The organism is Paenibacillus peoriae KCTC 3763 (assembly GCF_000236805.1).
GTDB classification, from domain to species: Bacteria; Bacillota; Bacilli; order Paenibacillales; family Paenibacillaceae; genus Paenibacillus; species Paenibacillus peoriae.
In genome coordinates this window covers 333,717-357,856 of the sequence record NZ_AGFX01000011.1, presented here as the reverse complement: position 1 = coordinate 357,856, position 24,140 = coordinate 333,717, and the positions used below count along the sequence as shown (strand labels likewise).

Below are 24,140 nucleotides of genomic sequence, written 5' to 3'. Positions count from 1 at the left end.
ATTAGCGCTCTCCTCTCACTGCGGCGGCGATAGCGGCCTGACGCGGTTGCTTTGGATGATTTCTTTTGTGCTCTCTGATCATGTCCAGAAAGCGGTCAAACAGATAGCCGTTATCGTAAGGTCCTGGTGCAGCCTCCGGATGGTATTGCACGGAAAACGCGGGATACTTGGTATGTTTAAGACCTTCAATCGTCTTATCGTTGTTATTAATGTGTGTCACTTCAAGGTCAGTTCCCTGGATCGACTCCTCATTCACCGTGTAGCCGTGATTTTGCGAGGTGATAAAGCAGCGTCCGCTCGCCAGTTCTTTCACTGGATGGTTGCCGCCACGATGCCCGAATTTCAGTTTCTCCGTATCCGCTCCCGAAGCAAGCGCGAACAACTGGTGTCCCAAGCAAATCCCAAACATAGGGTATTCCCCTAACAGCTCAGCGATCGTACGAACAGCATGAGGCACATCTTTCGGATCTCCCGGGCCGTTGGACAGCTGAATTCCGTCCGGGTTCAGGCGGCGAATTTCCTCAGCCGTCGTATTGTGCGGAACGACAACCACATCGCAATCTCGCTTGTTCAGCTCGCGTAAAATACCGCTTTTGGCACCATAATCAATCAATACGATCCGTTCGCCGTTGCCAGGACTGCTGTACGGATGAGGTGTGGAAGTCAAAGGCACCTGATTGCGCAGTTCTTCAATGGTCAGGTCAGCCATCATTTCCTTCAATTCTTCCAGCGGCTGAGAGCCAGTCGTTAAAATGCCCTTCATCGTGCCATGATGGCGAATAATCCGGGTAAGCATACGGGTGTCGATGTCGCTAATGCCAATGATGCCATATTCCTTCAGCAAATCGCCCACGCTGTATTGAGCGCGCCAGTTGCTTGGCACCGGCTCGTAATGTCGAACAGCAAAACCGTGAACATAAGGCCGTACCGATTCAAAGTCATCGCGAGTAATTCCGTAATTGCCAATCAGCGGGTAAGTCATCGTTACGATTTGTCCGCAATAAGAGGGATCCGTCAGTACCTCTTGATAGCCTGTAATCCCTGTGTTGAAAACGACCTCGCCTGTTTTTTCACCTTCCGCACCAAATGATGTGCCTGTAAACAGCGCGCCGTCCTGAAGCAACAATCTTGCCTGCATCCCGTCTCACTCCTCTGTATTGTTTCCTGCTATAAGATTCTATTTTTTAAATGATTTGTATTTTTAGTTTGCTTGGTCTGCAGACCAAACCAGCTTGCCGTCTACCCAGGTTTTTACGGGCCAGCCTTTGAGCTTCCAGCCTGTAAAAGGAGTATTGCGGCCTTTGCTGGCAAACGTTTGCGGATCAACTGCCTGCTCCTGCTCCAGATCAATCATGGTCAGGTCGGCAGGTGCTCCTTCCTCCAAGCGTCCCGTATTGAGGCGGAAGACACGTGCTGGGTCAGCCGTCATACGGCGTACCAGAAAGTCCAGTGTCCAGTGTCCGGTAGCTACAAATTTCGTGTACAGCAGCGGAAAAGCTGTCTCAAATCCGACAATGCCGAACGGCGCCAGTTCCATACCCTTTGCCTTCTCTTCCTCGCTGTGTGCTGCATGGTCGGTTACGATAATGTCAATCGTACCGTCCTCCAGTCCTTCGATACATGCCTGAACATCACGCGGAGAGCGCAAAGGAGGATTCATTTTCCAGTTTGCATCCAGCCCGGGAATGTCCTCATCCGACAATATCAAGTGATGCGGACATACCTCAGCAGTTACTTTGATGCCAAAAGACTTCGCATGGCGAATCAATCGCACCGATTGCTCTGTGCTGACATGGCATACATGATAGTGTGCCCCTGTTGCCTCAGATAGTAGAATATCCCGTCCGACGTGAATCGCCTCGGATTCGTTCGGAATGCCTTTAAGCCCGTGACGTTTGGCAAACTCACCGTCCGTCACCGCTGCTCCTTCAACAAGCGTGTTATCCTCGCAGTGCGCAATAACCGGCATATCCAACGCTTTGGCTCGTGCCATGGCATCCTTCATCATTTGCGCACTTTGTACCCCTACACCGTCGTCAGTAAAGCCGATGGCGCCTGCCGCCTTGAGTGCTTCAAAATCCGTCAGTTCACGTCCCAGCTCATTTTTCGTAATGGCAGCGTAAGGGAGAACCTTGGCAAGCCCGGCTTCCTCCCCCTTTTTCAGTACCAACTGAACCGTGTCTACATTGTCCGTTACCGGGCGTGTGTTCGGCATACAGGCAATCGTCGTAAAACCGCCTTTGACCGCTGCGCGACTACCCGTTGCAATCGTTTCTTTATATTCAAAACCGGGTTCTCTCAGATGCACATGCATGTCGATTAAACCGGGGATGACCAACTTGCCCTGGGCGTCGATTTTTTCGATGTGGCGTTCTTTTGCGGATGCTCCCTCTGGTATCAAAACACTCAGTCCGGAGCCCTCATTTACGATAGCAGCAATTTTCCCGTCGGCGATCAGAATAGATTTCAATTCAGACTCGCCCTGCTCATTCAATACGCTTGCATTCATAATTAACTGTTTCATGTGAAATGTTCCTCCGCTCAGGTTTTGTGCGACTTTTTCTACGATTCTGCTGACAGCCTCTACAACTTCATTGCCCGTTCCATAACCGCCATGCGGATCGGAACCCCGTTTGCCATTTGTGGGAAAATCCGTGATTGTTCACTTTCCACAAGTGCACTGTCGATCTCTACATTCCGATTGACTGGAGCCGGATGCATAATGATCGTTCCGGGCTTGAGACTCGCTGCTCTCTCCTCTGTCAAACCATACTGCTCTCGGTACTCATCCGCTGAGCGCAGCATACCTTCCGCATGCCGTTCGAGCTGTACTCGAAGCATCATGACCACGTCTGCCTGTAATGCTTCCTGCATCGATACATAAGGCGCGTACGCCGCAAGATCAGATGCCTGCATATTATCCGGCGCGCAGAAGCTGACCTTGGCTCCAAATTTCTGCAAGGCCCACAGATTCGAACGAGCCACACGGCTGTGCAGAATGTCTCCAATGATCGATACGCTCAAGCCTTTAAGCTCACCGAAAGCTTTGCGCATGGTGTACAGGTCCAGCAGAGCCTGCGTCGGATGCTCATTGTTGCCGTCCCCGGCATTAATCAGCGGCACATTGACTTTCTCAGCAAGCTCTTGCAGCACCCCGGCTGGCTTTAGCCGAATGACTCCAGCATCGATGCCCATGGATTCAAGCGTGCGGACTGTATCGTAAATGGACTCCCCTTTTTCCACACTGGAAGCCGCAGCAGAGAAGTTCAGAACCTGAGCGCCCAGCCGCTTTTCTGCCATTTCAAAAGAAAAGCGGGTGCGTGTACTGTTTTCAAAAAACATATTGGCCGCGAAGCGTGATTGCAGTACTGGAATCAGCTTTTCCTGCTGTGATTCCCAATAATGAGCACGATCCAGAATGGACTCGATTTCATTGCGGCTCATTTCTTTTAATCCGAGCAGGCTGCGCTCTCTAAGTTGACTGGCAGTTGTGATCATTCCTGTTCCCCCCGGTTCTGATTGATCGTCACTTCGTCCTTGCCGTCCGTCTCCTGAAGCGAAACTACGATTTCCTCGGATTTGGAAGTCGGGATGTTCTTGCCGATGTAATCCGGACGAATCGGAAGCTCACGGTGTCCGCGATCCGCCAGCACTGCCAGCTGAATCATTTGTGGCCGTCCGTAGTCCATCAATGCATCCATCGCCGCGCGAATGGTGCGGCCTGTGTACAGCACATCGTCAAAGAGAATGACTTTCTTATCATGAACCGATACGTCAGCAGGATTCATCAAAAGCTCTTTTCCATTTCCTTTGGCTTCGCCAACGCTGCTCCGATCATCGCGGTAGGCTGTAACATCCAGCTCTCCCCATGGGATCGGTGCACCTTCGATTTCGGCAATTTTCTCAGCCAAGCGCTGCGCCAAATGAACCCCGCGTGTTCGAATTCCTACAAGCACACAATCATCAATACCTTTGTTTTTCTCCAAAATTTCATGTGCAATCCGTGTTAATGCCCGACGAATCGCAATTTCATCCATCAGTACATGTGTTTCATTACTCATGCTCCCAGCCTCCTCAGGTGATATCCCCTTCAGACCTGGTCCCGTGTTCGGATACAAAAAAGACTCCTTGCCCAAGTTTGGCAAGGAGTCTCGTATGAACAGTCTTCCACCGTTCTCCGATCTCTCGGACACACTGAAGACATACCGCCGCAGCGGATGCACTGATCAGTGATCCATTCACGTTACCTTGCCAGCCTCACGGGACTGATTTAAAGGTGCTATTCAGGATTTCCTTTATCCAGCTTCTCATAGTGTGAGACGGTGACCATCTCTTGGACAAAGTTCATCGCAACTACAAGAAGTATGACAGATTGAAAATCCTGTGTCAACACCTGTTCAACCGGGACCACCGGAAGCACTCTAATAATTATACAACTTCTTTGTATAATTATCCATAGTTGTTTTTACCCATACCTTGCCTAAGCAATAAAAAAACCGCCAAATAGGCGGTTGTATTTAATAATTTATTCAGGTTTGTGAATACGAATACAGGCCTGCGTTGCTTTTAGCGACTACGTAAAGACGCCAATACATCTTCCATATCGGGAGGAATCGGTCTGCTGAACTCCATATACTCGCCAGTGGCTGGATGCTTAAAGCCCAATACCGCTGCATGCAGTGCCTGGCCATTCATGCGAATCCCTTTATTACGCCCGTACATGGGGTCACCTACCAAAGGATGCCCAATAAATTTCATGTGTACCCGAATTTGATGTGTGCGCCCTGTCTCCAATTGAAGCTCCAGCAGAGTGTAATCCCCCAAACGCTCAATGACGAGAAAATGGGTGACTGCATGCTTGCTGTTGCGTTCCGTCACAGTAAACAATTTACGATCACCTGAATCACGGCCTATAGGCGCATCAACCGTTCCCTGATCGTGGCTCAAATGGCCGTGAACCAACGCGATATATTTACGCGTGACACTGTGTTCCTTTAACTGTGCTGCCAGCGAAGCATGAGCCTGATCATTTTTGGCCGCCATGATCAGTCCTGATGTATCTTTATCAATGCGGTGAACGATACCGGGGCGCAATTCTCCGTTAATGCCTGAAAGATCATGACAGTGATACATCAGTGCATTGACCAGTGTTCCTGAAGTATGTCCCGGTGCGGGATGCACGACCAGACCGCGCTGCTTGTTAATGACAATCACGTCCGAATCCTCGTATACAACATCCAAAGGAATATTTTCCGGTACAATATCGACACTCTCTGGCTCCGGTACGGATAATTCAATACGATCTCCTTCAGCCAGCTTGTAATTGGCTTTGATGGCGGAGCCATTGACCAGCACCAGACCGTTTCCGATCCACAGCTGTATCTGGGAACGGGACACATCCTCCATTTTTTCGGCAATATATTTGTCTATACGCGTTTTGGCATCACCGGCTCCCGCTGTCCATTCTAGTGATTCACTCTCCAGCTCCTCCTCATAAGACAGACCTGTGGATTCACTGCTTTCATTCGTTTCTTTCATGCTACGACTTCCCTTCAATGCTATCATTGCCATTTTCTTTATTCCGGCGCGACTCCAGCAGTGTATCCAAAATTATCAGGGCTACACCGATGACAATCGCCGAATCCGCCACATTAAAAATCGGAAACGTATAACTTCCAAAATTGAATTGCGCAAAATCGACCACTTCTCCTGAAATAGCCCGATCCAAAAAGTTACCGACTGCGCCTCCAAGCACCAGGCTTAGTGCTACAGGAAGCAATTTCTGACCTGCCTTCACCGTTTTTCGCAAGTACCATACGATGCCGATCACCACGACAATGGTAATCACGATAAAAAGCCAACGTTGACCTTCCAAAATCCCAAAAGCGGCTCCACGATTACGATGGGACGTGATTAAAAAGAAATTGCCGATGACCGGTATTTGCTCGTACAATTCCATCCGCGTAGCCACCAAATATTTGACTCCCTGGTCAATCAAAAAAATAATTAGCGCAATACCAAAATAAATCACAGTCCTTCGTCACTCCGATCTGCTTATATCCGTTGTCGAACCCATTTATTGTAGCATATGCCTTCTCAGATCGTCCACGAGTCCCATGAGCTCGCAAGTACAGTTTTTGAGTAGAATTTCCTACTGTAAAAGAGGTCTTCGCGGTGCAAACTACAAGGAGCATACCCCGAGACAATGCACACGCATGTTAACCTAAAACAAGGAGAGGATTCCATGTCCCCATTGACGGAGCAACAATTGCAGGGATTGCGTAACGAACTGCTGCAACGCAAGAAAGAGATTGAGCATCGTTTGCAAGACAACGGTCATTACGGACTCGGCAATTCCCAACGCGATCAAACCGGCGAGCTATCCCCGATTGACAATCATCCGGGCGATCTGGCAACCGAAACATACGAGCGAGCCAAGGACATTTCCTTACTGGAGCACGACGAATTCCAATTGGAACGTATCGAATCGGCCATGATGGCGATGGAAAAGGGTACGTATGGCATTTGTGCCGCCTGTGGCAAACCCATTCCTTATGAACGTCTGCTGGCCGTTCCCTATACGATTTACTGCAAAGAGCATAACCCCGAAACAGAAGTGTCCAACCGACGCCCGGTGGAGGAGGAATTTCTGGCTCCAGCATTCGGCAGAACAAGTCTGGATGAGCGGGAAGATCAAAACGGATTTGACGGTGAAGATGCTTGGCAAATTGTTGAAAATTGGGGCACATCCAATACCCCGGCCATGGCCGAAAGTGGAGAAATCCACAGATATGATGATATGGAAATTGAAGCAGGTGATGATAATATGGGCTTCGTAGAGCCATACGAAAGCTTTATCGCCACCGACATTTATGGAAAAAATGTATCTGTTATTCGCAGCTCCATTTATCAGCGTTATTTAGAAAATGGCGAGGGTGAAGGTTTGCTGGAACCAGATATGACGGACGAAGACGAAGCATAAACTTGGATTAAAACAAAAGATCTGTAGCCTAGTAGGTAGTAAGCTCCAGCTGTCGCTGCACAATCCGTACAATATCAGCAATATAATCACCGATAATCGGTAAATTGAGCGCCCCCAGCACTTGCAGCACATAAATAATGGTAGCCGCAAAGAAAGTAAAACCTAGGGCGATGCCGATCCCCCGGGATATACCTGATATTAAATTCAGCCAGAGTAATCGCCAAGGCTTATTCAGCAGCAGAGCGTAATCGGCAATACGTGTCCGTTCCATCTGCTTTGACACAGCATGTATCAGTTTTTCTACACGATTTAGCTTCTCTGCCTGATTACCTGCTGCACTTTTATCTGCGGCTATGGCAGCTTCTCCTTTGTTTATTTTTTGGTGACTGATCCCCTGTCTACGCCTTGATCGTGCCGTCATCTGCACAATCCCCCTTCTTTCCATGGCTGCCCTGAACGCAGCAAACGAGCCGAAGCACGTAACGGAGAAGATCCGTTTTCGATGCTTAGGCTCGTTTTTATACGCTGCCTGTTCTTGTATTATGGGACAGGGGGCTTGTAATTATTCCCCAATATGAACGCTGATCGTTTTACCGTTCACTTCTACACGCTCTGCCGGCTCGGCTTGGCCGAATGTCACGGTAGTGACCAGTACGTTTTCACGCAGTACAGAATCGAAGCTTTCGATCGCCTGACGCAGCTCGTTATCTACATCCAGCGTCAGTGCCACGTACTTTTCAATCGGCAGATCCAGCTTTTTACGGTAATCCTGGACCGCGCGGACCACTTCACGTACCCAGCCTTCCTGTTCCAACTCAGGCGTAATATCTGTATTCAAAGCTACGGTTAAGCCATAGCCGGAAGCAGATGCAAAGCCTTCTTTCGCTTTTTTCTCCACCAGCAATTCCTCGCTCGTAACCTGTAGCTCTTCTCCCTCTGGAGAAGCCACGTTCAGCACTCCTTTTTCTACAACCGAACGGGTCTCCTCAGCAGACATGCCTTTGAAAAAGTTTTGCAGGAAGCCGACATTTTTGCCGTATTTCTTACCCGCTACCTTCAAATTCAGCTTCAGTGTAAAATCTACAAAGCCGCTATCGTCCGTCTCAACATGAATATGCTTCACGTTGATCTCATCTTTGATGATTTCCTCGTAGCCGCTCAATGCAAAATCCTGATCCATCGACAAAATCAGCTCGGACAACGGCTGACGCGTTTTTAAACCCGTTTCGTTGCGGACATTGCGGGCCAATTCTACTACACGACGTGCCGTTTCCATATCGCGCTCCAATTCCAGATCAATCAAGGATTCATTGGCAGTTGGATAATCATCCAGATGAACACTTTCCCCGTTGCTCAGATTGAGGTAAATATCCTCTGAAAGCAGCGGTGTGAACGGTGCAAGCAGCTTCGCTGTCGTCAACAGCACCTCAGTCAGTGTGCGGTACGCATCCAGCTTATCCTCTGTAAGTCCGTTGCCCCAGAAGCGGTCGCGCGAACGACGGATATACCAGTTGCTCAGCTCATCTACGAACGATTCAATCGCTTTGGCGGAATTTAGGAAATCATTTACAGACAATGCTTTGTCCACGACCAAAATCAGGCTGTTCAAACGGGACAAAATCCAGCGATCCAGCTTATGGGCCGACGGCTTGAACGGATGCTGCGCCGGATCAAAACCGTCGATATCTGCATACAAGGTCAGGAAAGCGTGTGTATTTACAAGTGTATCTACCAGCTTCGATTTGGCTTCGCCTACAATGCCTTTGGAAAAACGTTTGCTATTCCATGGCGCACTATCGGACAACAATGCCCAGCGGAAAGCATCTGTACCGTACTCGTCGATGACTTCCCATGGATCAATGACATTGCCCTTGGATTTGGACATTTTTTGACCCTGCTCATCCAGTACGTGGCCTGTTGCCATCACTGCTTTGTAAGGAGCTTTGCCAGTCAGCATGGTCGAAACGGCAAGCAGGCTGTAGAACCAGCCACGAGTCTGATCAATCCCCTCGCAAATCATATCAGCCGGGAATTGCTGCTCGAACGTTTCATTATTTTCAAATGGATAATGATGTTGTGCAAACGGCATCGAGCCGCTATCGAACCATACGTCAATTACTTCCGGTGTACGGGTCATTTCGTACTTGCCACATTTGCTACGCACCTTAATGTCATCCACATATGGCTTGTGCAGCTCAATGTCCGCTGGTACGTCGCCAAGCGCACGTTCCCGCAATTCAGCAATACTGTGCGGTGCGAACTGTTCCCCAGTCTCCTCACACACCCAGATGTTCAGCGGTGTCCCCCAATAACGGTCACGGCTGATGTTCCAATCCACCAGCTCCTCCAAAAACTTGCCGAAGCGTCCTTCGCGAACATGGCCCGGATACCATTCAACTTCACTGTTGTTGGCAATCAGTTGATCCTTAATCGCGGTTGTTTTGATAAACCAGCTGTCCATAGCGTAATACAACAGCGGAGTATCACAACGCCAGCAGAACGGATAGCTATGCTCGTATTTTTCCTTGCTGTACAGCAAGCCTTTTTCAGACAGCATCTTAACAATATCCACATCACAGTCTTTTACAAAACGGCCTGCAAAGTCCGTAATTTCCTTAACATAGTTACCTTGGAGATCCACCACATTGATGAATCCAACGCCATTTTCGCGGCATACCCGGTAATCATCCTCACCATGCGCCGGAGCCATATGAACGATACCTGTACCGCTAGAGTCTGTTACGAATTTCGCTCCCAGAATCTGATTACCCTTCTCGACCTGGAAATACGTAAATGGCGGGGTATAAGTTTGACCAACCAGTTCTGAACCGGACAGCGTGCCAAGCACTTCATGATCACCTTTAATTACGTCCTCAACCAGATTTTTAGCAACGATGTATACACCGTCTGCCTGCTTCACACGAGCATATTCCAGATCAGGGTTGACAGCAAGTGCCACGTGGCTTGGCAAGGTCCAAGGTGTTGTCGTCCAGGCCAGTACGTATTCCCCACTGCTATGCAGCTTGAATTTGGCTGTGGCACTCAGGTCCTTTACATCTTTGTAGCCCTGTGCCACTTCATGAGAGCTCAGCGTTGTCTGACAATCCGGGCAATACGGACTCACACGATGACCACGATACAGCAGTCCTTTTTCATGAATCGTCGCCAAAATGTTCCATACACTCTCGATATAGTTATTATCCAGCGTAATATACGGGTGATCGAGGTCTGTCCAATATCCGATCGCTTCGGTCAGATCACGCCATTGTTGCTCGTACTCAAACACGCTTTCCTTACATTTTTTAATAAACTTTTCAACGCCGTATTCTTCAATTTCAGGCTTGTGGGAGATACCCAGTTGCTTTTGCACACCCAATTCTACCGGCAGGCCATGTGTGTCCCACCCCGCCTTGCGTACGACCCGGTATCCCTTCATTGTCTGATAGCGGCCTACAAAATCCTTAATTACACGACCCAGTACGTGACCGATATGCGGTTTACCGTTGGCAGTTGGCGGACCTTCATAAAACACAAAATTCGGCTTTCCCTCACGATTGGTGATGGATTTACGGAATGTATTCTCTTCTTTCCATTTATTCAGGATGCGCAGGTCGCGGGACCGTGCCTTTTCTTTAACATCCACTCTGTTCATAATGTCATTCTCCCTCTCTGCTCATCATTTGATTGTTGTAGCATTTCGCAAAAAAGCAACAAAAAAAGCCCCGCCCCCGTAAAGGGACGAGACTGTGCTCGCGTTACCACCCTGATTCCGTAAACAGACCTTTCCATAAGAAACGGTACTGTCACGGCTCTCTAAGCCCTACTCAACTACAGCAGGGCGCCATTGTAACGTATGGCAAACGATGATTGCTTACACACGCCGTAAAAATCAAGCGCTTCAGCCCACTTCTCCGGGAGGATCTTCGGTCATGTTCTGAACGTTGGCTTGCACCAGGTGGCCAACTCTCTGAGGAACAAAATCATGACGTACTCGTTCCCATCAACGAATTACACATGTTAAATTCATCGGTGTACTGAATCAGCAGTATCCCCGCTGACTTGAATAACAACCCTTAACCGACGCACGGATAACGGTTTATATTCAGTATAGTATTTACAGTTATAGCCTGTTTACAGTTAAAAGTCAACCCTGCAATGCCTAATAAGCGCTGTCAGAAATGACTATTAGTAAATCTCCTTCATTTCACGCTCGCGCTCCAGCACTTCACGTTCCCGGTTTTCAAGCGCTTCCCAGCCATCCTGACTTAACAGGTCAAGCTGCGCTTCCACCAGTGTCCGAAAACGCGCCCGGTAAATCGAAGCCTGCTTCTTCAGTTCCTCAACCTCCAACGCGATTTTACGGGATTTGGCCAATGCCTCATTCACAATGCGATCGGCATTTTTCTCCGCTTCCTTCACGATTAGCTGAGATTCTTTCTTGGCGTTGTTGCGAACTTCATCTGCCGCTTCCTGCGCCACGATAATCGTCTTGCTCAACGTATCTTCAATCGTCGCGAAATGGTCAAGCTTCTCCTGTACGTTCAGCAACTCAGTGCTCAGTTCTTTATTTTCACGAATAACAGCTTCATAATCCTTGATCACCTGATCCAGAAATTCATTGACCTGATCCTCATCATAACCGCGAAGCCGGCGGGCAAATTCCTTATTATGTATATCCAATGGCGTTAATGGCATGCCGTCCACCTCCTATAAGATTGACAAAAAATACATGTTCCGCGTCACGACGCTCATTATCATCTATCGGTCATCATACCCCGTTTTGTGAATACTGTACAGAGCAAAATCGTTCCAGTTCTTCCCTTTAGCTTAATTCTTTCGACATAAAACTAGTGAATCCTGCCTTCAGCTATACAAACTTACCGATTTTGACACGGAATCTTCCCTTTTTTGTCATCCCGTCCGTTTCGAGCACTTTAAAACGCCCAAAACCCTGCATAGAAATAACGTCTCCGACCTTAAGTGAAGTAGATGGATTCTCTTCCACTTTCCAATTGACCCGGCACCGTCCGGCCCGGATTGGAGTCAAAATTTTGCTTCGGCTCAGCTTGTACACGTCACTGGCGATACCGTCCAGACGCAAAGAAGCCACCGTCAAATCCAACGGCTCCAATTCAGCTTCCTTTGTCCGCAGGCTTTCTAAAGGCAGCAGTTCTGTCCATACATGGACACGATGAACCTGCTGTAAATGCAGCGTAATGAAATCACTGATTTCTGAAGCTACCAATACATGACATCCATCATCCAGCACATGAATATCACCGATTTTCCCACGCTTGATTCCAAGTCCCAATATGGCCCCCAAATAATCCCCGTGCTCCAGCGTGCCAATTTTCTGATCATCTGAGCTGATGGAAAGAACCCGAATCCCCATATCCTCATCGTCTAAATACGAATAATCGGGCGCAATCAGCGCCCGCTTTCGTTCCGAAGCCTCGTAGCCACCATCTAACCTGATCGTGACCTTATCTTCCTTCGAAGATAGAGTCTCCAATATGTACAGTTGGCGCGGATCCAAAAAATCAGTCAGCTTTTGCTCATGATATGCTCCCGCATAACTGATCCATTCGGAAGCGCGATCCACATAGTCCCGCTCATCCGGGTGAAAATGCTCATAAATCTCGGTACGCATGAGTCCTCCTAAATTAAATTGCTAATTAAAGAAATCAAACCATACGACGCAAAACGCAGAGCAATCAGAGCTACGATCGGTGAAATATCAATCATCCCGATTGGCGGGATGAACCTGCGAAAAGGAGACAAATAAGGCTCCACACACTTGGAAAGTAAATCACCAACCACGCTCTCTCTGGCATTAGGAAGCCATGACAGAAGGACATATGCAATGATCATGTACGAATAAATCTGAAAAAGCCAACCGATTACCTCGATCAAAAAAAATCACCTCATTCTGTTAAATTCTTGTTCCGTGTCAGCTAGTATTTCCGTAATCGAGCCTTGAATTTCAACCGTATCCGGAGTACACAGAAAAATATTGTTACCAACCTTGGAAATGCCACCACTTAGTGCATACACGGTACCGCTCAAAAAATCAATAATCCGCAAGGCCTGATCCTTGCGAATTCGTTGCAGATTGACTACGACGGTACGATGGGAACGGATATGGTCGGCAATTTCCTGTGCTTCATCGTAAGATCGCGGCTCATACAGAACAACTTTCACATTTTTCTGTGAATGGATACTGACAACATTATTGCCCTTCTGGTTCTTACGTTTATCAAAGCTTGGGGTTTCAATTTCTTGCTCTTCCGGCGTATTCATAATCTCTCGCTCAATAACTTCCTCTTCTTCCTGAAGCCCCAGAAAGTTCATAAACTTATTCATTACGCCCAATGGAAATCCTCCTCTCGTCCGACCAGTACGGAACCAAGCCGCAGCCAGGTCGCTCCTTCCTCAACCGCTATCTCAAAATCGTTGGACATCCCCATGGACAAATGATCGATAGGCTCTCTCGTCAGGGCTTGTCCATTTAGCGTATCACGCAATTCGCGCAATCCACGAAACACAGGCCGAGTTTTTTCCGGGTCTTCCTCATGAGGAGCCATCGTCATCAAGCCAATGACGTCCACATGCTCCAGCTTACGAATTTGTTCCAGGAAGGGAGCAACCGCCTCAGGGGACAAACCATATTTGGAAATTTCCCCAGAGATATTAACTTGCACAAAGGCTTTGACCTTTACTCCAAAAGCGGTAGCCTTCTTCTCCAACTCCTGAGCCAGTGATAGGCGATCCAGTGAATGTATAAACTCAAATTTTCCAATCACATCTTTAACCTTATTGGTTTGCAAATGACCAATAAAATGCCACGTTCCCCGGTCACCCAGCTTGCTCCATTTATCCGAAGCATCCTGCCAGCGATTTTCGCCTACATGCTCCAATCCGCCGTCCAATACCGATTCCATTGTCGCAGCCGAAATATATTTCGTAACAGCGATCACATTCACTTCATCACGTGAGCGTCCACTGCGAGCACATGCTGCTTCAATACGGGCGTTCACCTCTTTAATCCGTTCCTCCAAAGACACGGGAGGACTCACCTCTCTTCCAGACCAATCCAGCTCGCCATTCTCCCTGTAACGCCGCCTTCCTTGCGATATGAAAAAAACAAATCACTGCGGCTACTCGTACATAAGGTAGTACATTCGATATGGCTCGGCAATATTCCTGCTTTCATCATAATGTGTCGATTGCATTGTTTCAAGTCAAGCAGCGTTTTGCTGCCAGTTAACGGGAAATAGACGGAGCCTTCCCAATCATCATTACCCGGGCAATCATGCTCTAAAACCCGGATTTGGCTCATCACATGCTCATCCACCTCATAAGCTTCAGGGCCGATGGAAGGGCCAATGGCTGCAAGCAAATCAGATGGTCGTGATCCAAATTCGGTCTGCATGGTTTGCACCATTTTCAGGGCAATCTCTGCCACCGTTCCCTTCCAGCCAGCATGCGCCAGCCCAATCACACGCTGCACCGGATCACAAAAGTATAACGGTACACAGTCCGCATAAAAGGATGTCAGCAAAATGCCCGGCACATCTGTCAAAAGCCCGTCTGTTTCCTGGAAAGCAGATGCACGATCCATAAAACCGCGTCCGCGGTCAGCAGCCTTGACGACAACAACATGATTACCATGAACTTGTTCACCGCACGTCCATGCTTCAGCAGCAAAGCCAAGCTGCTCTGCAATCAACTGTCGGTTGCGGATCACTCTCTCCGGATCATCCCCTACATGAAAAGCACAATTCAGACTCTCGTACGGCACCTCGCTAACACCGCCATGACGTCCTGTAAAACCCGCTGTCAAGCCCTGAATCTTCTGTTTCCAGGATTGAATATATAACAACTCCGGCACGGGACGCGCGCCATCTTCCATTGACGCAGCCCCCGTGGCCACGGTATTCACTACAAACGGTTCCATTTGTCTCACCTCTACTGCCCAGTGTACCAAAAAGCTGTCTCCATGTCTTCACAAGCAGCTAAAATACGCAAACATGGTTACTCAGAAACCCCGGCGGTCACTCCGCTCCTGGCGTTCGATATACAGCTTTTCCTCCCCTGTAACTGGCTCATCCAGTCCTTCCAGTCGTACAAGCACTACATCTGAACCGATCTTGACAATATTTCGCCATGGGATGACCAATTCGCTTCCCCCACCAAACCAACCCATAAACCTGCTACTGCCTGGAACCACAACGGCTTCAATTTTTCCCAGCCGCACATCAATCTCCAAATCACTGATTTGTCCCAGTCGTCGCCCATCTACAATGTTAATGACATCCTTGGTTTGGAACTCGGAAATTTTCATCGCCCTCACCGACGTTTCCGGCGCATTCACACGCATCACATCCTTTATTTCACTATATGTACGGGAGAACCCAAAAAATGTCCAATAAACGGAAAAACGATCCACGTAGGATCGTTTTTATCGCAGTCATTCAGGCCATTCATTTCGTTAGGATTTTACGTGCTTTTGCATTTGCTGAATAGCCGATTTCTCTAATCTTGAAACCTGGGCTTGAGAGATGCCGATCTCGTCGGCAACCTCCATTTGCGTCTTTCCTTCATAAAAACGCATGGACAATATCATCTTTTCACGCTGGCCCAGGCGATGCATCGCTTCTCGCAGAGCGATCTCCTCAATCCATGAGACGTCTTTGTTTCTGTCATCACTGATCTGATCCATCACATAGATTGGGTCGCCCCCGTCGTGATATATCGGCTCGAACAGCGAAACTGGATCCTGAATCGCATCCAATGCAAACACAACGTCTTCTTTGGGCACATTCAATGCCTCTGAAATTTCAAAAATCGTCGGTTCGCGCGAGTTCAGATTCGTCAGACTATCCCGCACCTGAAGCGCCTTATATGCAATATCCCGTAACGAACGCGATACACGAATCGGATTGTTATCCCGCAAGTAACGGCGTATCTCTCCGATAATCATCGGAACCGCATAAGTGGAGAACTTCACGTTTTGCGAAAGGTCAAAATTATCAATCGCCTTCATCAGGCCGATGCAGCCTACCTGAAACAAATCATCCACAAACTCTCCCCGATTGTTAAACCGCTGAATTACACTCAGGACGAGCCGGAGATTGCCATTGACCAATTTTTCTCTGGCTGATCGTTCATTATTTTGCTGAAGTGATGTGAACAGCTCACGCATTTCTGCATTGGTTAATACCGGCAGTTTGGCGGTATCCACACCGCAAATTTCCACTTTGTTTCGGGTCATCGTGTCTTACCTCCCAAGGAGCAACATTAATGTACATTATCTCCTGAGGGCGTTTTTTTATTCGCCGTTTCCATCGCTTCCGGATATGCCCAAACGTTATACCATTTTGTTAAATTCTTTTCGTAAGCGCTTTATAATTCGTTTTTCCAGGCGCGAAATATACGATTGCGAGATACCCAGCAGGTCAGCAACATCCTTCTGTGTCTTCTCTTCTCCATCCCGCAAGCCGAAGCGCAGCTCCATAATTAAACGCTCTCGATCTGTCAGCTTATCCAGCGCCTTATGCAATAATTTGCGGTCTACCTGCTCCTCAATATTACGGTAAATGGTATCATTTTCCGTTCCCATCACGTCGGAAAGCAATAATTCATTACCATCCCAATCAATATTCAGGGGCTCATCAAACGAAACCTCTGTTCTCGTTTTGCTATTGCGCCGCAAATACATCAGAATTTCATTTTCAATGCATCTTGAAGCATAAGTCGCAAGCTTGATTTTCTTTTCGGGATCAAAGGTGTTAACGGCCTTGATCAGTCCAATGGCACCGATGGATACAAGATCTTCAATGTTGATCCCCGTATTTTCAAATTTACGGGCAATATACACGACCAACCGCAAATTCCGTTCGATGAGCATGGAACGTACTGCTGCATCTCCAGAGGAGAGCTTTCCGAGCAAATACTCCTCCTCGTCTCTCGTCAGCGGTGGGGGGAGAGCCTCGCTGCCGCCAATATAATAAATTTCTTCACTTTTTAGGCCAAATAAAAATAAAATACGATAATATTGCAATTGCAAGGCTAGCCTGATTTTCATTTTTAATTTCATCTGTTTCCGCATAACCTTTCCCCCTTTTGAATTTGAAAATGGCGCAAACTCTCTTTCGTCTCCTTCAAGCCTCATCCTGTACCCTCGCTCCACGCTCCTGCGCCTGTAAAAGCTCGCTAAGACGTGCATCCCCCTTCTGGCTCATATCAGCATGGCCCTCTTCGTGTGCCGTCACATCCGGGTGAATAATCGCTCGGTATTGGCCCTCTGCCGACAAGGTCCCCCCATCCAAACCAATAAGCACTCGATCCTGCACATAACGAGTCCCATTCATAATCACCTCCACCCGATCGGGTTTGAGTGCGAGCATAAAGGAATGGCTACGGTTGATCCCTCGATAGGGAACAAGACGGACACGATCCTGCCAGCTGAACGATTCTTCTCCCAGCTCCATCACCAGTTGGTCTACATTCCCCTCAGAACATTTTTGGAGCCAGGAGGAGGGCAAATACCCTTCCCACAAAGCCGCCTCCATCACCATGACCGGGATTCGGGTCAAAGGATCATGCAGTTGGTTGCCTGTATCCAGCAAGCCTGTACACTCAATATGGTCCTGCCCGATCCACACCTGCACTTCTCCCAAAAACCCACTCATCCTTTCTGTACGCTGCTTTGAGGATTGTACAATACGAAAGAAAAGCATCACTCCGACAAATGCGCATAAAATAAACCAGAATGCAATTTTCAACTCAAAGGACATCCCACCCGAAGCGGTATACCAGATGCCATTAAACAATTCCCCCGTACTTTGGAGAAAATAATGCATCCCCAAAATTCCGCCTGCAGCTACAAAATTGATCATGTAAAAAGCACCCATTGTACGAAGATACTTCTGCATGCTGCCAAATCCAAAAGCCACCAGCAGCATCATGACCGATAATGCAAATTTGATCAGAAACGTAAATAAAAAGGACAGCTCTGGCACAAACATCATGACCACGTACATGGCACCAATTACAGCCGAAAGAATCAGCCGCCACCACACTGGACGGATTTTTCTCATCCATGCGGTGACCATCAGCAATACAGCATCAATGAACAAATTGGACAAAAAAATCAAATCGATATAAACAACCAAGGGTTCACCCGCCTAGCATTTGCAGGATAGGCTTAAGTATAGTAGTCATGCTGTTCAAAGTCTGTCTAACGGTGGGGACGGCGATCGACTAATTTTGTCGGAAAGAGGAGAAGCTCCGCCAAGCGCGGATAGGGAAAACACAAAGAAGCCCGCATCTCCAAGGAGAATACGGGCTCTCTGATTTCAAACTAGTTATCGTTATTATTATTGCGTGAACGGTTACGTAAGAATGTCGGAATATCCAACTGGTCACTGCTTTGAGTATTACCAAATGGACGCAAGTTAGGAGAGCCTTTTTCCGTCGATTCCGAAGCTGCCGGGTTAGCTGCCGGTCTACGTGCCGGTGCAGGTTGACTTGCCTTACCTTCAAAGCCAGTGGCGATGACGGTAACCTTAATCTCTTCTTTTAATTCTTCGTCAATGATGGCACCGAAAATCATGTTAACCTCCGGATCGGAGGCCGATGTTACAATTTCAGCCGCCTCATTGACCTCGTACAGAGACAGATTGACACCACCAGTGATGTTCATGATTACACCACGAGCACCTTCAATGGATGTCTCCAGCAACGGACTCATGATAGCCTTGCGTGCTGCTTCAGCCGCACGATTTTCACCAGTCGCTTCACCGATTCCCATCAAAGCAGAGCCACGCTCCGTCATGATCGTTTTTACGTCAGCAAAGTCAAGGTTGATCAGACCCGGTACTGCGATCAGATCCGAAATACCTTGTACCGCCTGGCGCAGGACATTATCCGCTTCACGGAACGCTTCCAGCATTGGGGTTTTCTTGTCCACAATTTCAAGCAGGCGGTCATTTGGGATTACAATCAAGGTGTCTACCTTTTCTTTTAATCCCTCAATGCCGAGTTCAGCTTGATTGGAGCGTTTACGCCCTTCAAACGTGAATGGTCGTGTTACCACGCCCACTGTCAACGCACCGCATTCCTTGGCAATTTCAGCAATAACAGGAGCAGCTCCTGTTCCTGTACCGCCACCCATACCTGCCGTAACGAATACCATATCGGCACCTTTGAGCGTGTTCATAATGAGCTCACGCGACTCCTCAGCCGCTTTTTTACCCACATCCGGGTTAGCACCAGCACCCAAGCCGCGAGTCAGCTTATCGCCAATCTGAAGCTTATGCTCAGACTTTGCTAAATGAAGTGCCTGGGCATCTGTATTGACAGTAATGAACTCCACGCCTTGGACACCATTTTCGATCATCCGGTTAACCGCATTGCTGCCGCCACCGCCGACGCCGATCACTTTAATTTGAGCCAAGCTCTCCATTTCAAAATCAAATTCCAACATACTATTCCATCTCCCCCTCAATGTGCATGGATGGCCCGTCCATGATTGGCATAATTAGCAATGAACGTTATATAAATTCACTGAACATATTTTTTAAGCGTTCAATCAACCCCTGCTTTTGCTCGCCTTCCGCGGTGGGACTGCTGCTTTTGGTTCGGTTGGCCGGCTTCTTGGTACTTCCGCCACTGTTGCTAACGCTTGTCGATCTTCCACGATAGTAACGAATAGCATTATGCAAGATGCCAACTCCGCTCGTGTAGCCCGGATCCCTTACACCGATAAAATCAGGTACGGCGATCCTTACGGAAGCGGCCAGTTCGCTTTGTGCCACCTGAAGTACACCAGGCATGGAGACGGTGCCTCCGGTAAGTATATACCCCCCCGGAAGCTCTGTGTAACCCAAGCGCTTAACTTCCGCCTGAATGAGTTGAAAAATTTCCTGCACTCTAGGCTCAATAATAGCAGCCAAATCCTGCTGGTTAAACTCTTTATCCACATTACTGCCGATACGGGTTACTTTAAAGACGACATCGACTGCCGCATCATCATACCATGCGCAGCCGTATTTGAGCTTTACTTTCTCGGCTTGATCGGTAAGGGTTCTCAATCCGTAGGCAATATCATTGGTTACAAATTCTCCGCCAATTGGAAGTGTTGATGTGGCAACAATCGATCCTTCCTGGAAAATAGCAACATTCGTAGAACCTGCACCAATATCCACCAGCACCGAACCCATCACCTTTTCATCCTTCGAAAGAGACAATTGCCCAGCCCCGAGTGGCAGCAGCACCAGATCTTTGATCCTCAAGCCAGCTTTCTCCACGCAGCGCAACAGGTTATGTATCGGGGTCTTGCCTCCAGTAACAATCGTAGCCTCTACTTCGAGACGAACTCCGATCATACCGCGAGGGTCCTGAATTCCTTCAAGGCCATCCACGACATACTGCTTGGCTACCACGTCAATGATTTCTCTCTCCGGTGGTACGGCAATAACTTCAGCTGCTTTCAGTACACGCTCAATGTCCTCCTCACCGATTTCTCGGTCCTCGTTGGACACGGCTACTACGCCATGACTATTTTGCAAACCAATATGGTTGCCTGAAATCCCCACATACACTTCTGTTATTTGAATACCAACCATGCGCTCTGCGTGATCCACAGCGTTACGGATTGATTGCACGGTTTGATCAATGTCTACAATTGCACCTTTGCGAATCCCTTCCGAGTCGGCAGATCCAACTCCAATAATATTAAAGGTTCCATTATTCATTTCCCCAATAATAGCCCGAACTTTGGATGTACCGATGTCCAAACTAACAATGATGTCATTGTTGCTCAAGTCTGTGGCACCTCCTGACTCCAAAATGAATTTCGTTCTTTGAACACACTCTGTACATATTCAACATACTCCATGCTTTCCCTCTTTTTTCTACAAATTTTTTAGAAGCCAATTTATGGTTGCGGTCACATAAAAATTCGAAGAAAAAAGAAGGAGGCAAGTCTATTACCCATAAAATTAATTCTAACATTTTTTCACATCACTGAGTAGTATCTTTTTCTTGACCCTCTTTACTCGTATCCGGCTTGAACGGAACGTAAGAATCTGCCGCCAACATGGTGATCAGACCGGGGTCTTCTGTTTCCAGCACCTGATTCAAATAGCTGATTTTAGAGTTCAGCAGCGAAACGGTTGTTATCACCTCAAACTGGGAGCGTGTATACATTTTTATACGGTCCGGAAAAGAAGGAATCGGCGCGGGAATGATTTCCGAAATATCGGCTGTCCACTCTCCCGGAATACGCGATAAAGCATCACACAGCTTCGCTTTGTACGGATCATTCGATTTCCATTTGGTCAAAATCGGCTTCTCAACAGCTATTCCGCTGCTGCTCACTCCTACGCTTGACCCGTTTGCCAGAATTGCTCGCAGGCTGCCATCACTCTGCAGCTCGTAAGCGACCGTAGGAAACTCTTTAATGTGAACAGAAATGACACCCGGAAACTGCTTGTCCACCGTGACTTGCTGAATCGACTGAATCTCCCGCAGCTTTTCAGAAATGTCAGATGAACTAACTCCAAAATACTGATCCCCAACAGCCAGACCGCTTCGATTTAGAAGCTGCTCTCGGGACGAAAATACATTACCGTCAAAGCGGATTTCAGAAACCCGACTTAACGAAGAACGGAAAAAGAGAACAGCGAGTAACACAATGAACAATAAAATGAGAAGAACGGCAATCTTCCGGCTTGTTCTTTTTTTCGTTTTATTCTTTTTAAGAACAGGTATTTGAGCATTTGGCATAGCTTCTCTCCACAAAAGCCTTGTTGTCCCCCCGCTGACGGAGGGACGCTACAGGCATTAATTTACGAAATCCAGCTGCTCCAGCACCGGAGACTGGCGGCTCATTAAGGCGCCCAGTCCCTGGAAAAGGCGTTCGATCCGGTCATACCCTCTGTCAATGTGGTGAACCTGCTCAACAATGGTACGTCCCTGGGCAGCCAGCCCCGCTATAACCAGCGCAGCCCCTGCCCGCAGATCGGTAGCCTCTACCGTAGCCCCGTACAGACGAGGAACTCCTCTTATAAAGGCAGCATTCGCATCGACTGTAATATCGGCTCCCATCACATTCAATTCATCCACATGTTTGAATCTGCTTTCGAAGACGGTCTCTTTCATGACACTGAAACCGTCCGCCAAAGAAAGCAGAACCATGACTTGAGACTGCAAATCGGTTGGAAAGGATGGATAAGGTGAAGTAACAATCCTCTCCACCGCTTTGGGGCGGCTCATACAACTTATGGTCATTATATCATTCAGGATGCCGATTTGAACACCAGCCCGCCTAAGGACATGAATCAGTGCGGACAAGTGGGAGGGATTACAGTGTGTCAATGACACACTGCCGCGTGTAGCGGCAGCTGCGATCATAACCGTTCCTGCTACAATACGGTCAGGAATGACCTCATACGTGCACGGGTTCAGGCTACTGACCCCCGTAATTGTAATCGTGTCTGTTCCTGCACCGATAATATGGGCACCCATGGCATTCAGGAAGTTTTGAAGATCCTGAATCTCCGGTTCCCTTGCTGCGTTGGTAATCGTTGTTCGTCCTTCAGCCAACACGGCAGCCATCATAATATTTTCCGTTGCCCCTACACTCGGAAAATCCATATGGATGTCAGAGCCGGTCAGCTTGCGGGCACGGAACGTAATTTGCTCGTCTTTTTCCTCGATCTCTGCACCAAGAGCCTTTAAGCCATCCAGGTGAAGATCGATTTTACGCTCGCCTATAGCGCAGCCTCCCGGCTGGTAAATGGAAACTTCACCATATCTGGCGAGCAGAGGTCCCATGAGAAAGATCGATGAACGCATTTGCTTCATCAAATCCTCCGGAATTTGGAACGATCGGACGGACGACGTATCCACGTATACCGTTTCCTCTTCATGTCGGCATGTACAGCCGAGTCTTTCAAGGATGTGCAGCATGACCTTAATGTCTAATAGATGGGGCACATTCCGAATTTCCACCTTACCTTGCGCAAGCAAACTTGCTGCAAGAATAGGCAGTGCCGCATTTTTTGCTCCATGGATACGTATGGTGCCTGACAGGGGACGGCCTCCCTCAATCACCAATTTGTCCAATGTATCACCTCCGAGTTTACCGCTCACCCACTACGAAAACCTCCGGAACTAGCTTGATGCCGGTTTGAGATGATATTGTACTTTGAATATGCTTCATTAGGGTAAGCACGTCCTCTGCTGTCGCTTGACCGGTATTTACAATGAAATTGGCGTGCTGTACAGATACTTCAGCGCCTCCCGCCTTCAAGCCTTTCAGACCTGCGCTTTCAATAAGCCGGGCGGCATAGTCACCGGGCGGATTACGGAACACGCTTCCTGCGCAAGCTAACTGTAACGGCTGAGTCAGCCTGCGGCGGTCTTTAAAAGCCGTAAGCGCCGCTGAAATTTCCTCGCGGTCGCCCCGCTTCATCTGAAATACTGCCTCTGTCACCATTCCACGCTGCTCATGCAGCACGGAGTGGCGATAGCTGAAACGCATGTCCTCGGCATCGTACACAGCCAATTCCCCTGTATCCAGCACAATCTCAGCGGACTGGAATATTTGTGACACATCAGACCCATGGGCACCGGCGTTCATGTAGACAGCTCCCCCGACTGATCCCGGGATTCCTCCCGCAAATTCAAGGCCGGACAGCCCCTGCTTACTAGCCATAACACACAGTTTGACCAGTGACACGCCTCCGCCAGCGATGATCCGTTCATCCTCAAAATGGACATAATCAAATCCCGGCCCCAGTTTGATCACAAGCCCCCGTATTCCTTTGTCGGAAACGAGCATGTTGGAGCCCCTCCCCAACTGCATCCAGGGGATACCGTGCTCACAAGCCAGCCGTAAAACCCTTGCCAGCTGCTCCTTGGTATCCGGGATGACAAGAGCATCCGCAGGGCCTCCAATCTTCCATGTCGTATATTTGGACAGCGGCTCATGCTCCAGCACTTTTCCGATATCATGTTCCGCTAATAATGGCATCCATTGCTGCATTGTACTGAAACCTCCTTGTTGCTTGCCCCCGCATCGTTATGAGGCTCTCACCTGACAACCGGCAGCCTGAGTGATGGTCACAATCTATAGGGTATCCTATGT

General features: G+C 48.3%; 24 protein-coding genes and 1 other annotated feature. Of the genes, 1 reads left to right on the top strand and 23 read right to left on the bottom strand.

The features are described from left to right. Position 1 precedes the first annotated feature (1 nt). From carA to lspA, 6 genes are all read right to left on the bottom strand, one after another. A complete protein-coding gene (carA, locus tag KQI_RS0104015) occupies positions 2–1,138 on the bottom strand; it encodes a glutamine-hydrolyzing carbamoyl-phosphate synthase small subunit (RefSeq protein ID WP_010345440.1) in 1,137 nt (378 codons plus the stop codon). Positions 1,139–1,201: 63 nt separating this feature from the next. Continuing rightward, the gene (locus KQI_RS0104010; RefSeq protein ID WP_010345439.1) at positions 1,202–2,524 is read right to left on the bottom strand and encodes a dihydroorotase; all 1,323 of its coding nucleotides are present in this window, start codon (positions 2,522–2,524) and stop codon (positions 1,202–1,204) included. 59 nt (positions 2,525–2,583) lie between these two features. Then, positions 2,584–3,498, bottom strand: a complete 915-nt coding sequence (locus KQI_RS0104005) for an aspartate carbamoyltransferase catalytic subunit (protein ID WP_010345438.1) — start codon at positions 3,496–3,498, stop codon at positions 2,584–2,586. After that, on the bottom strand, positions 3,495–4,061 hold the full coding sequence (gene pyrR, locus KQI_RS0104000; RefSeq protein WP_010345437.1) for a bifunctional pyr operon transcriptional regulator/uracil phosphoribosyltransferase PyrR: 567 nt from the start codon (positions 4,059–4,061) through the stop codon (positions 3,495–3,497). The genes KQI_RS0104005 and pyrR overlap by 4 nt, the downstream gene beginning before the upstream one ends. Before the next feature lie 505 nt (positions 4,062–4,566). Next, a complete protein-coding gene (locus KQI_RS0103995) occupies positions 4,567–5,538 on the bottom strand; it encodes an RluA family pseudouridine synthase (RefSeq protein ID WP_010345436.1) in 972 nt (323 codons plus the stop codon). Between the two features lies 1 nt (position 5,539). Then, positions 5,540–6,031, bottom strand: coding sequence for a signal peptidase II (gene lspA, locus KQI_RS0103990; protein ID WP_007431170.1), 492 nt, complete (start codon positions 6,029–6,031; stop codon positions 5,540–5,542). A 213-nt stretch (positions 6,032–6,244) separates the two neighbouring features. Between lspA and KQI_RS0103985 the strand changes: the two genes are divergently transcribed. Next, positions 6,245–6,982, top strand: a complete 738-nt coding sequence (locus KQI_RS0103985; RefSeq protein WP_010345435.1) for a TraR/DksA C4-type zinc finger protein — start codon at positions 6,245–6,247, stop codon at positions 6,980–6,982. Between the two features lie 28 nt (positions 6,983–7,010). Here the strand turns inward: KQI_RS0103985 and KQI_RS0103980 are convergent, their stop codons facing one another. The 17 genes from KQI_RS0103980 to murB all read right to left on the bottom strand — a co-directional run bounded on the left by KQI_RS0103980 (position 7,011) and on the right by murB (position 24,038). Next, positions 7,011–7,403, bottom strand: coding sequence for a DUF5665 domain-containing protein (locus KQI_RS0103980; RefSeq protein WP_010345434.1), 393 nt, complete (start codon positions 7,401–7,403; stop codon positions 7,011–7,013). 141 nt (positions 7,404–7,544) lie between these two features. Further along, positions 7,545–10,634: an isoleucine--tRNA ligase gene (gene ileS, locus KQI_RS0103975; RefSeq protein ID WP_010345432.1), complete on the bottom strand. Its 3,090-nt coding sequence runs from the start codon at positions 10,632–10,634 to the stop codon at positions 7,545–7,547. 79 nt (positions 10,635–10,713) lie between these two features. After that, positions 10,714–10,995: a binding site (T-box leader), on the bottom strand. 172 nt (positions 10,996–11,167) lie between these two features. Beyond that, complete coding sequence (locus KQI_RS0103970; RefSeq protein ID WP_007431174.1) at positions 11,168–11,677, bottom strand: DivIVA domain-containing protein; 510 nt, start codon at positions 11,675–11,677, stop codon at positions 11,168–11,170. 172 nt (positions 11,678–11,849) lie between these two features. Then, positions 11,850–12,632 carry a YlmH family RNA-binding protein gene (locus KQI_RS0103965; RefSeq protein WP_010345431.1) on the bottom strand — a complete coding sequence of 261 codons (783 nt, stop codon included), beginning with the start codon at positions 12,630–12,632 and terminating at the stop codon, positions 11,850–11,852. Positions 12,633–12,640: 8 nt separating this feature from the next. After that, entirely contained in the window at positions 12,641–12,895 is a 255-nt protein-coding gene (locus KQI_RS0103960; RefSeq protein WP_010345430.1) for a YggT family protein, read from the bottom strand. Positions 12,896–12,901: 6 nt separating this feature from the next. Further along, complete coding sequence (locus KQI_RS0103955; protein ID WP_010345429.1) at positions 12,902–13,354, bottom strand: cell division protein SepF; 453 nt, start codon at positions 13,352–13,354, stop codon at positions 12,902–12,904. Beyond that, positions 13,345–14,046 carry a YggS family pyridoxal phosphate-dependent enzyme gene (locus tag KQI_RS0103950; protein ID WP_010345428.1) on the bottom strand — a complete coding sequence of 234 codons (702 nt, stop codon included), beginning with the start codon at positions 14,044–14,046 and terminating at the stop codon, positions 13,345–13,347. Before KQI_RS0103950 ends, KQI_RS0103955 begins: the two co-directional genes overlap by 10 nt. An 8-nt stretch (positions 14,047–14,054) precedes the next feature. Continuing rightward, positions 14,055–14,939, bottom strand: a complete 885-nt coding sequence (gene pgeF, locus KQI_RS0103945; protein ID WP_010345427.1) for a peptidoglycan editing factor PgeF — start codon at positions 14,937–14,939, stop codon at positions 14,055–14,057. Between the two features lie 81 nt (positions 14,940–15,020). After that, positions 15,021–15,356: a YlmC/YmxH family sporulation protein gene (locus tag KQI_RS0103940; RefSeq protein ID WP_010345426.1), complete on the bottom strand. Its 336-nt coding sequence runs from the start codon at positions 15,354–15,356 to the stop codon at positions 15,021–15,023. Between the two features lie 117 nt (positions 15,357–15,473). Further along, positions 15,474–16,256 (bottom strand): RNA polymerase sporulation sigma factor SigG, encoded by a 783-nt coding sequence (gene sigG / locus KQI_RS0103935; protein WP_007431182.1) that lies wholly within the window; start codon positions 16,254–16,256, stop codon positions 15,474–15,476. Positions 16,257–16,352: 96 nt separating this feature from the next. Then, a complete protein-coding gene (gene sigE / locus KQI_RS0103930) occupies positions 16,353–17,093 on the bottom strand; it encodes an RNA polymerase sporulation sigma factor SigE (RefSeq protein ID WP_029390019.1) in 741 nt (246 codons plus the stop codon). Positions 17,094–17,145: 52 nt separating this feature from the next. After that, complete coding sequence (spoIIGA, locus tag KQI_RS0103925) at positions 17,146–18,159, bottom strand: sigma-E processing peptidase SpoIIGA (protein ID WP_010345424.1); 1,014 nt, start codon at positions 18,157–18,159, stop codon at positions 17,146–17,148. A 188-nt stretch (positions 18,160–18,347) separates the two neighbouring features. Continuing rightward, positions 18,348–19,472 (bottom strand): cell division protein FtsZ, encoded by a 1,125-nt coding sequence (ftsZ, locus tag KQI_RS0103920; RefSeq protein WP_010345423.1) that lies wholly within the window; start codon positions 19,470–19,472, stop codon positions 18,348–18,350. A 67-nt stretch (positions 19,473–19,539) separates the two neighbouring features. Then, on the bottom strand, positions 19,540–20,811 hold the full coding sequence (gene ftsA / locus KQI_RS0103915; protein ID WP_010345420.1) for a cell division protein FtsA: 1,272 nt from the start codon (positions 20,809–20,811) through the stop codon (positions 19,540–19,542). A gap of 199 nt (positions 20,812–21,010) precedes the next feature. Then, entirely contained in the window at positions 21,011–21,775 is a 765-nt protein-coding gene (locus KQI_RS0103910; protein WP_010345419.1) for a cell division protein FtsQ/DivIB, read from the bottom strand. A gap of 57 nt (positions 21,776–21,832) precedes the next feature. After that, complete coding sequence (gene murA, locus KQI_RS0103905; protein WP_010345418.1) at positions 21,833–23,143, bottom strand: UDP-N-acetylglucosamine 1-carboxyvinyltransferase; 1,311 nt, start codon at positions 23,141–23,143, stop codon at positions 21,833–21,835. Beyond that, positions 23,133–24,038 (bottom strand): UDP-N-acetylmuramate dehydrogenase, encoded by a 906-nt coding sequence (gene murB, locus KQI_RS0103900; protein WP_010345417.1) that lies wholly within the window; start codon positions 24,036–24,038, stop codon positions 23,133–23,135. The genes murA and murB overlap by 11 nt, the downstream gene beginning before the upstream one ends. Positions 24,039–24,140 lie beyond the last annotated feature (102 nt).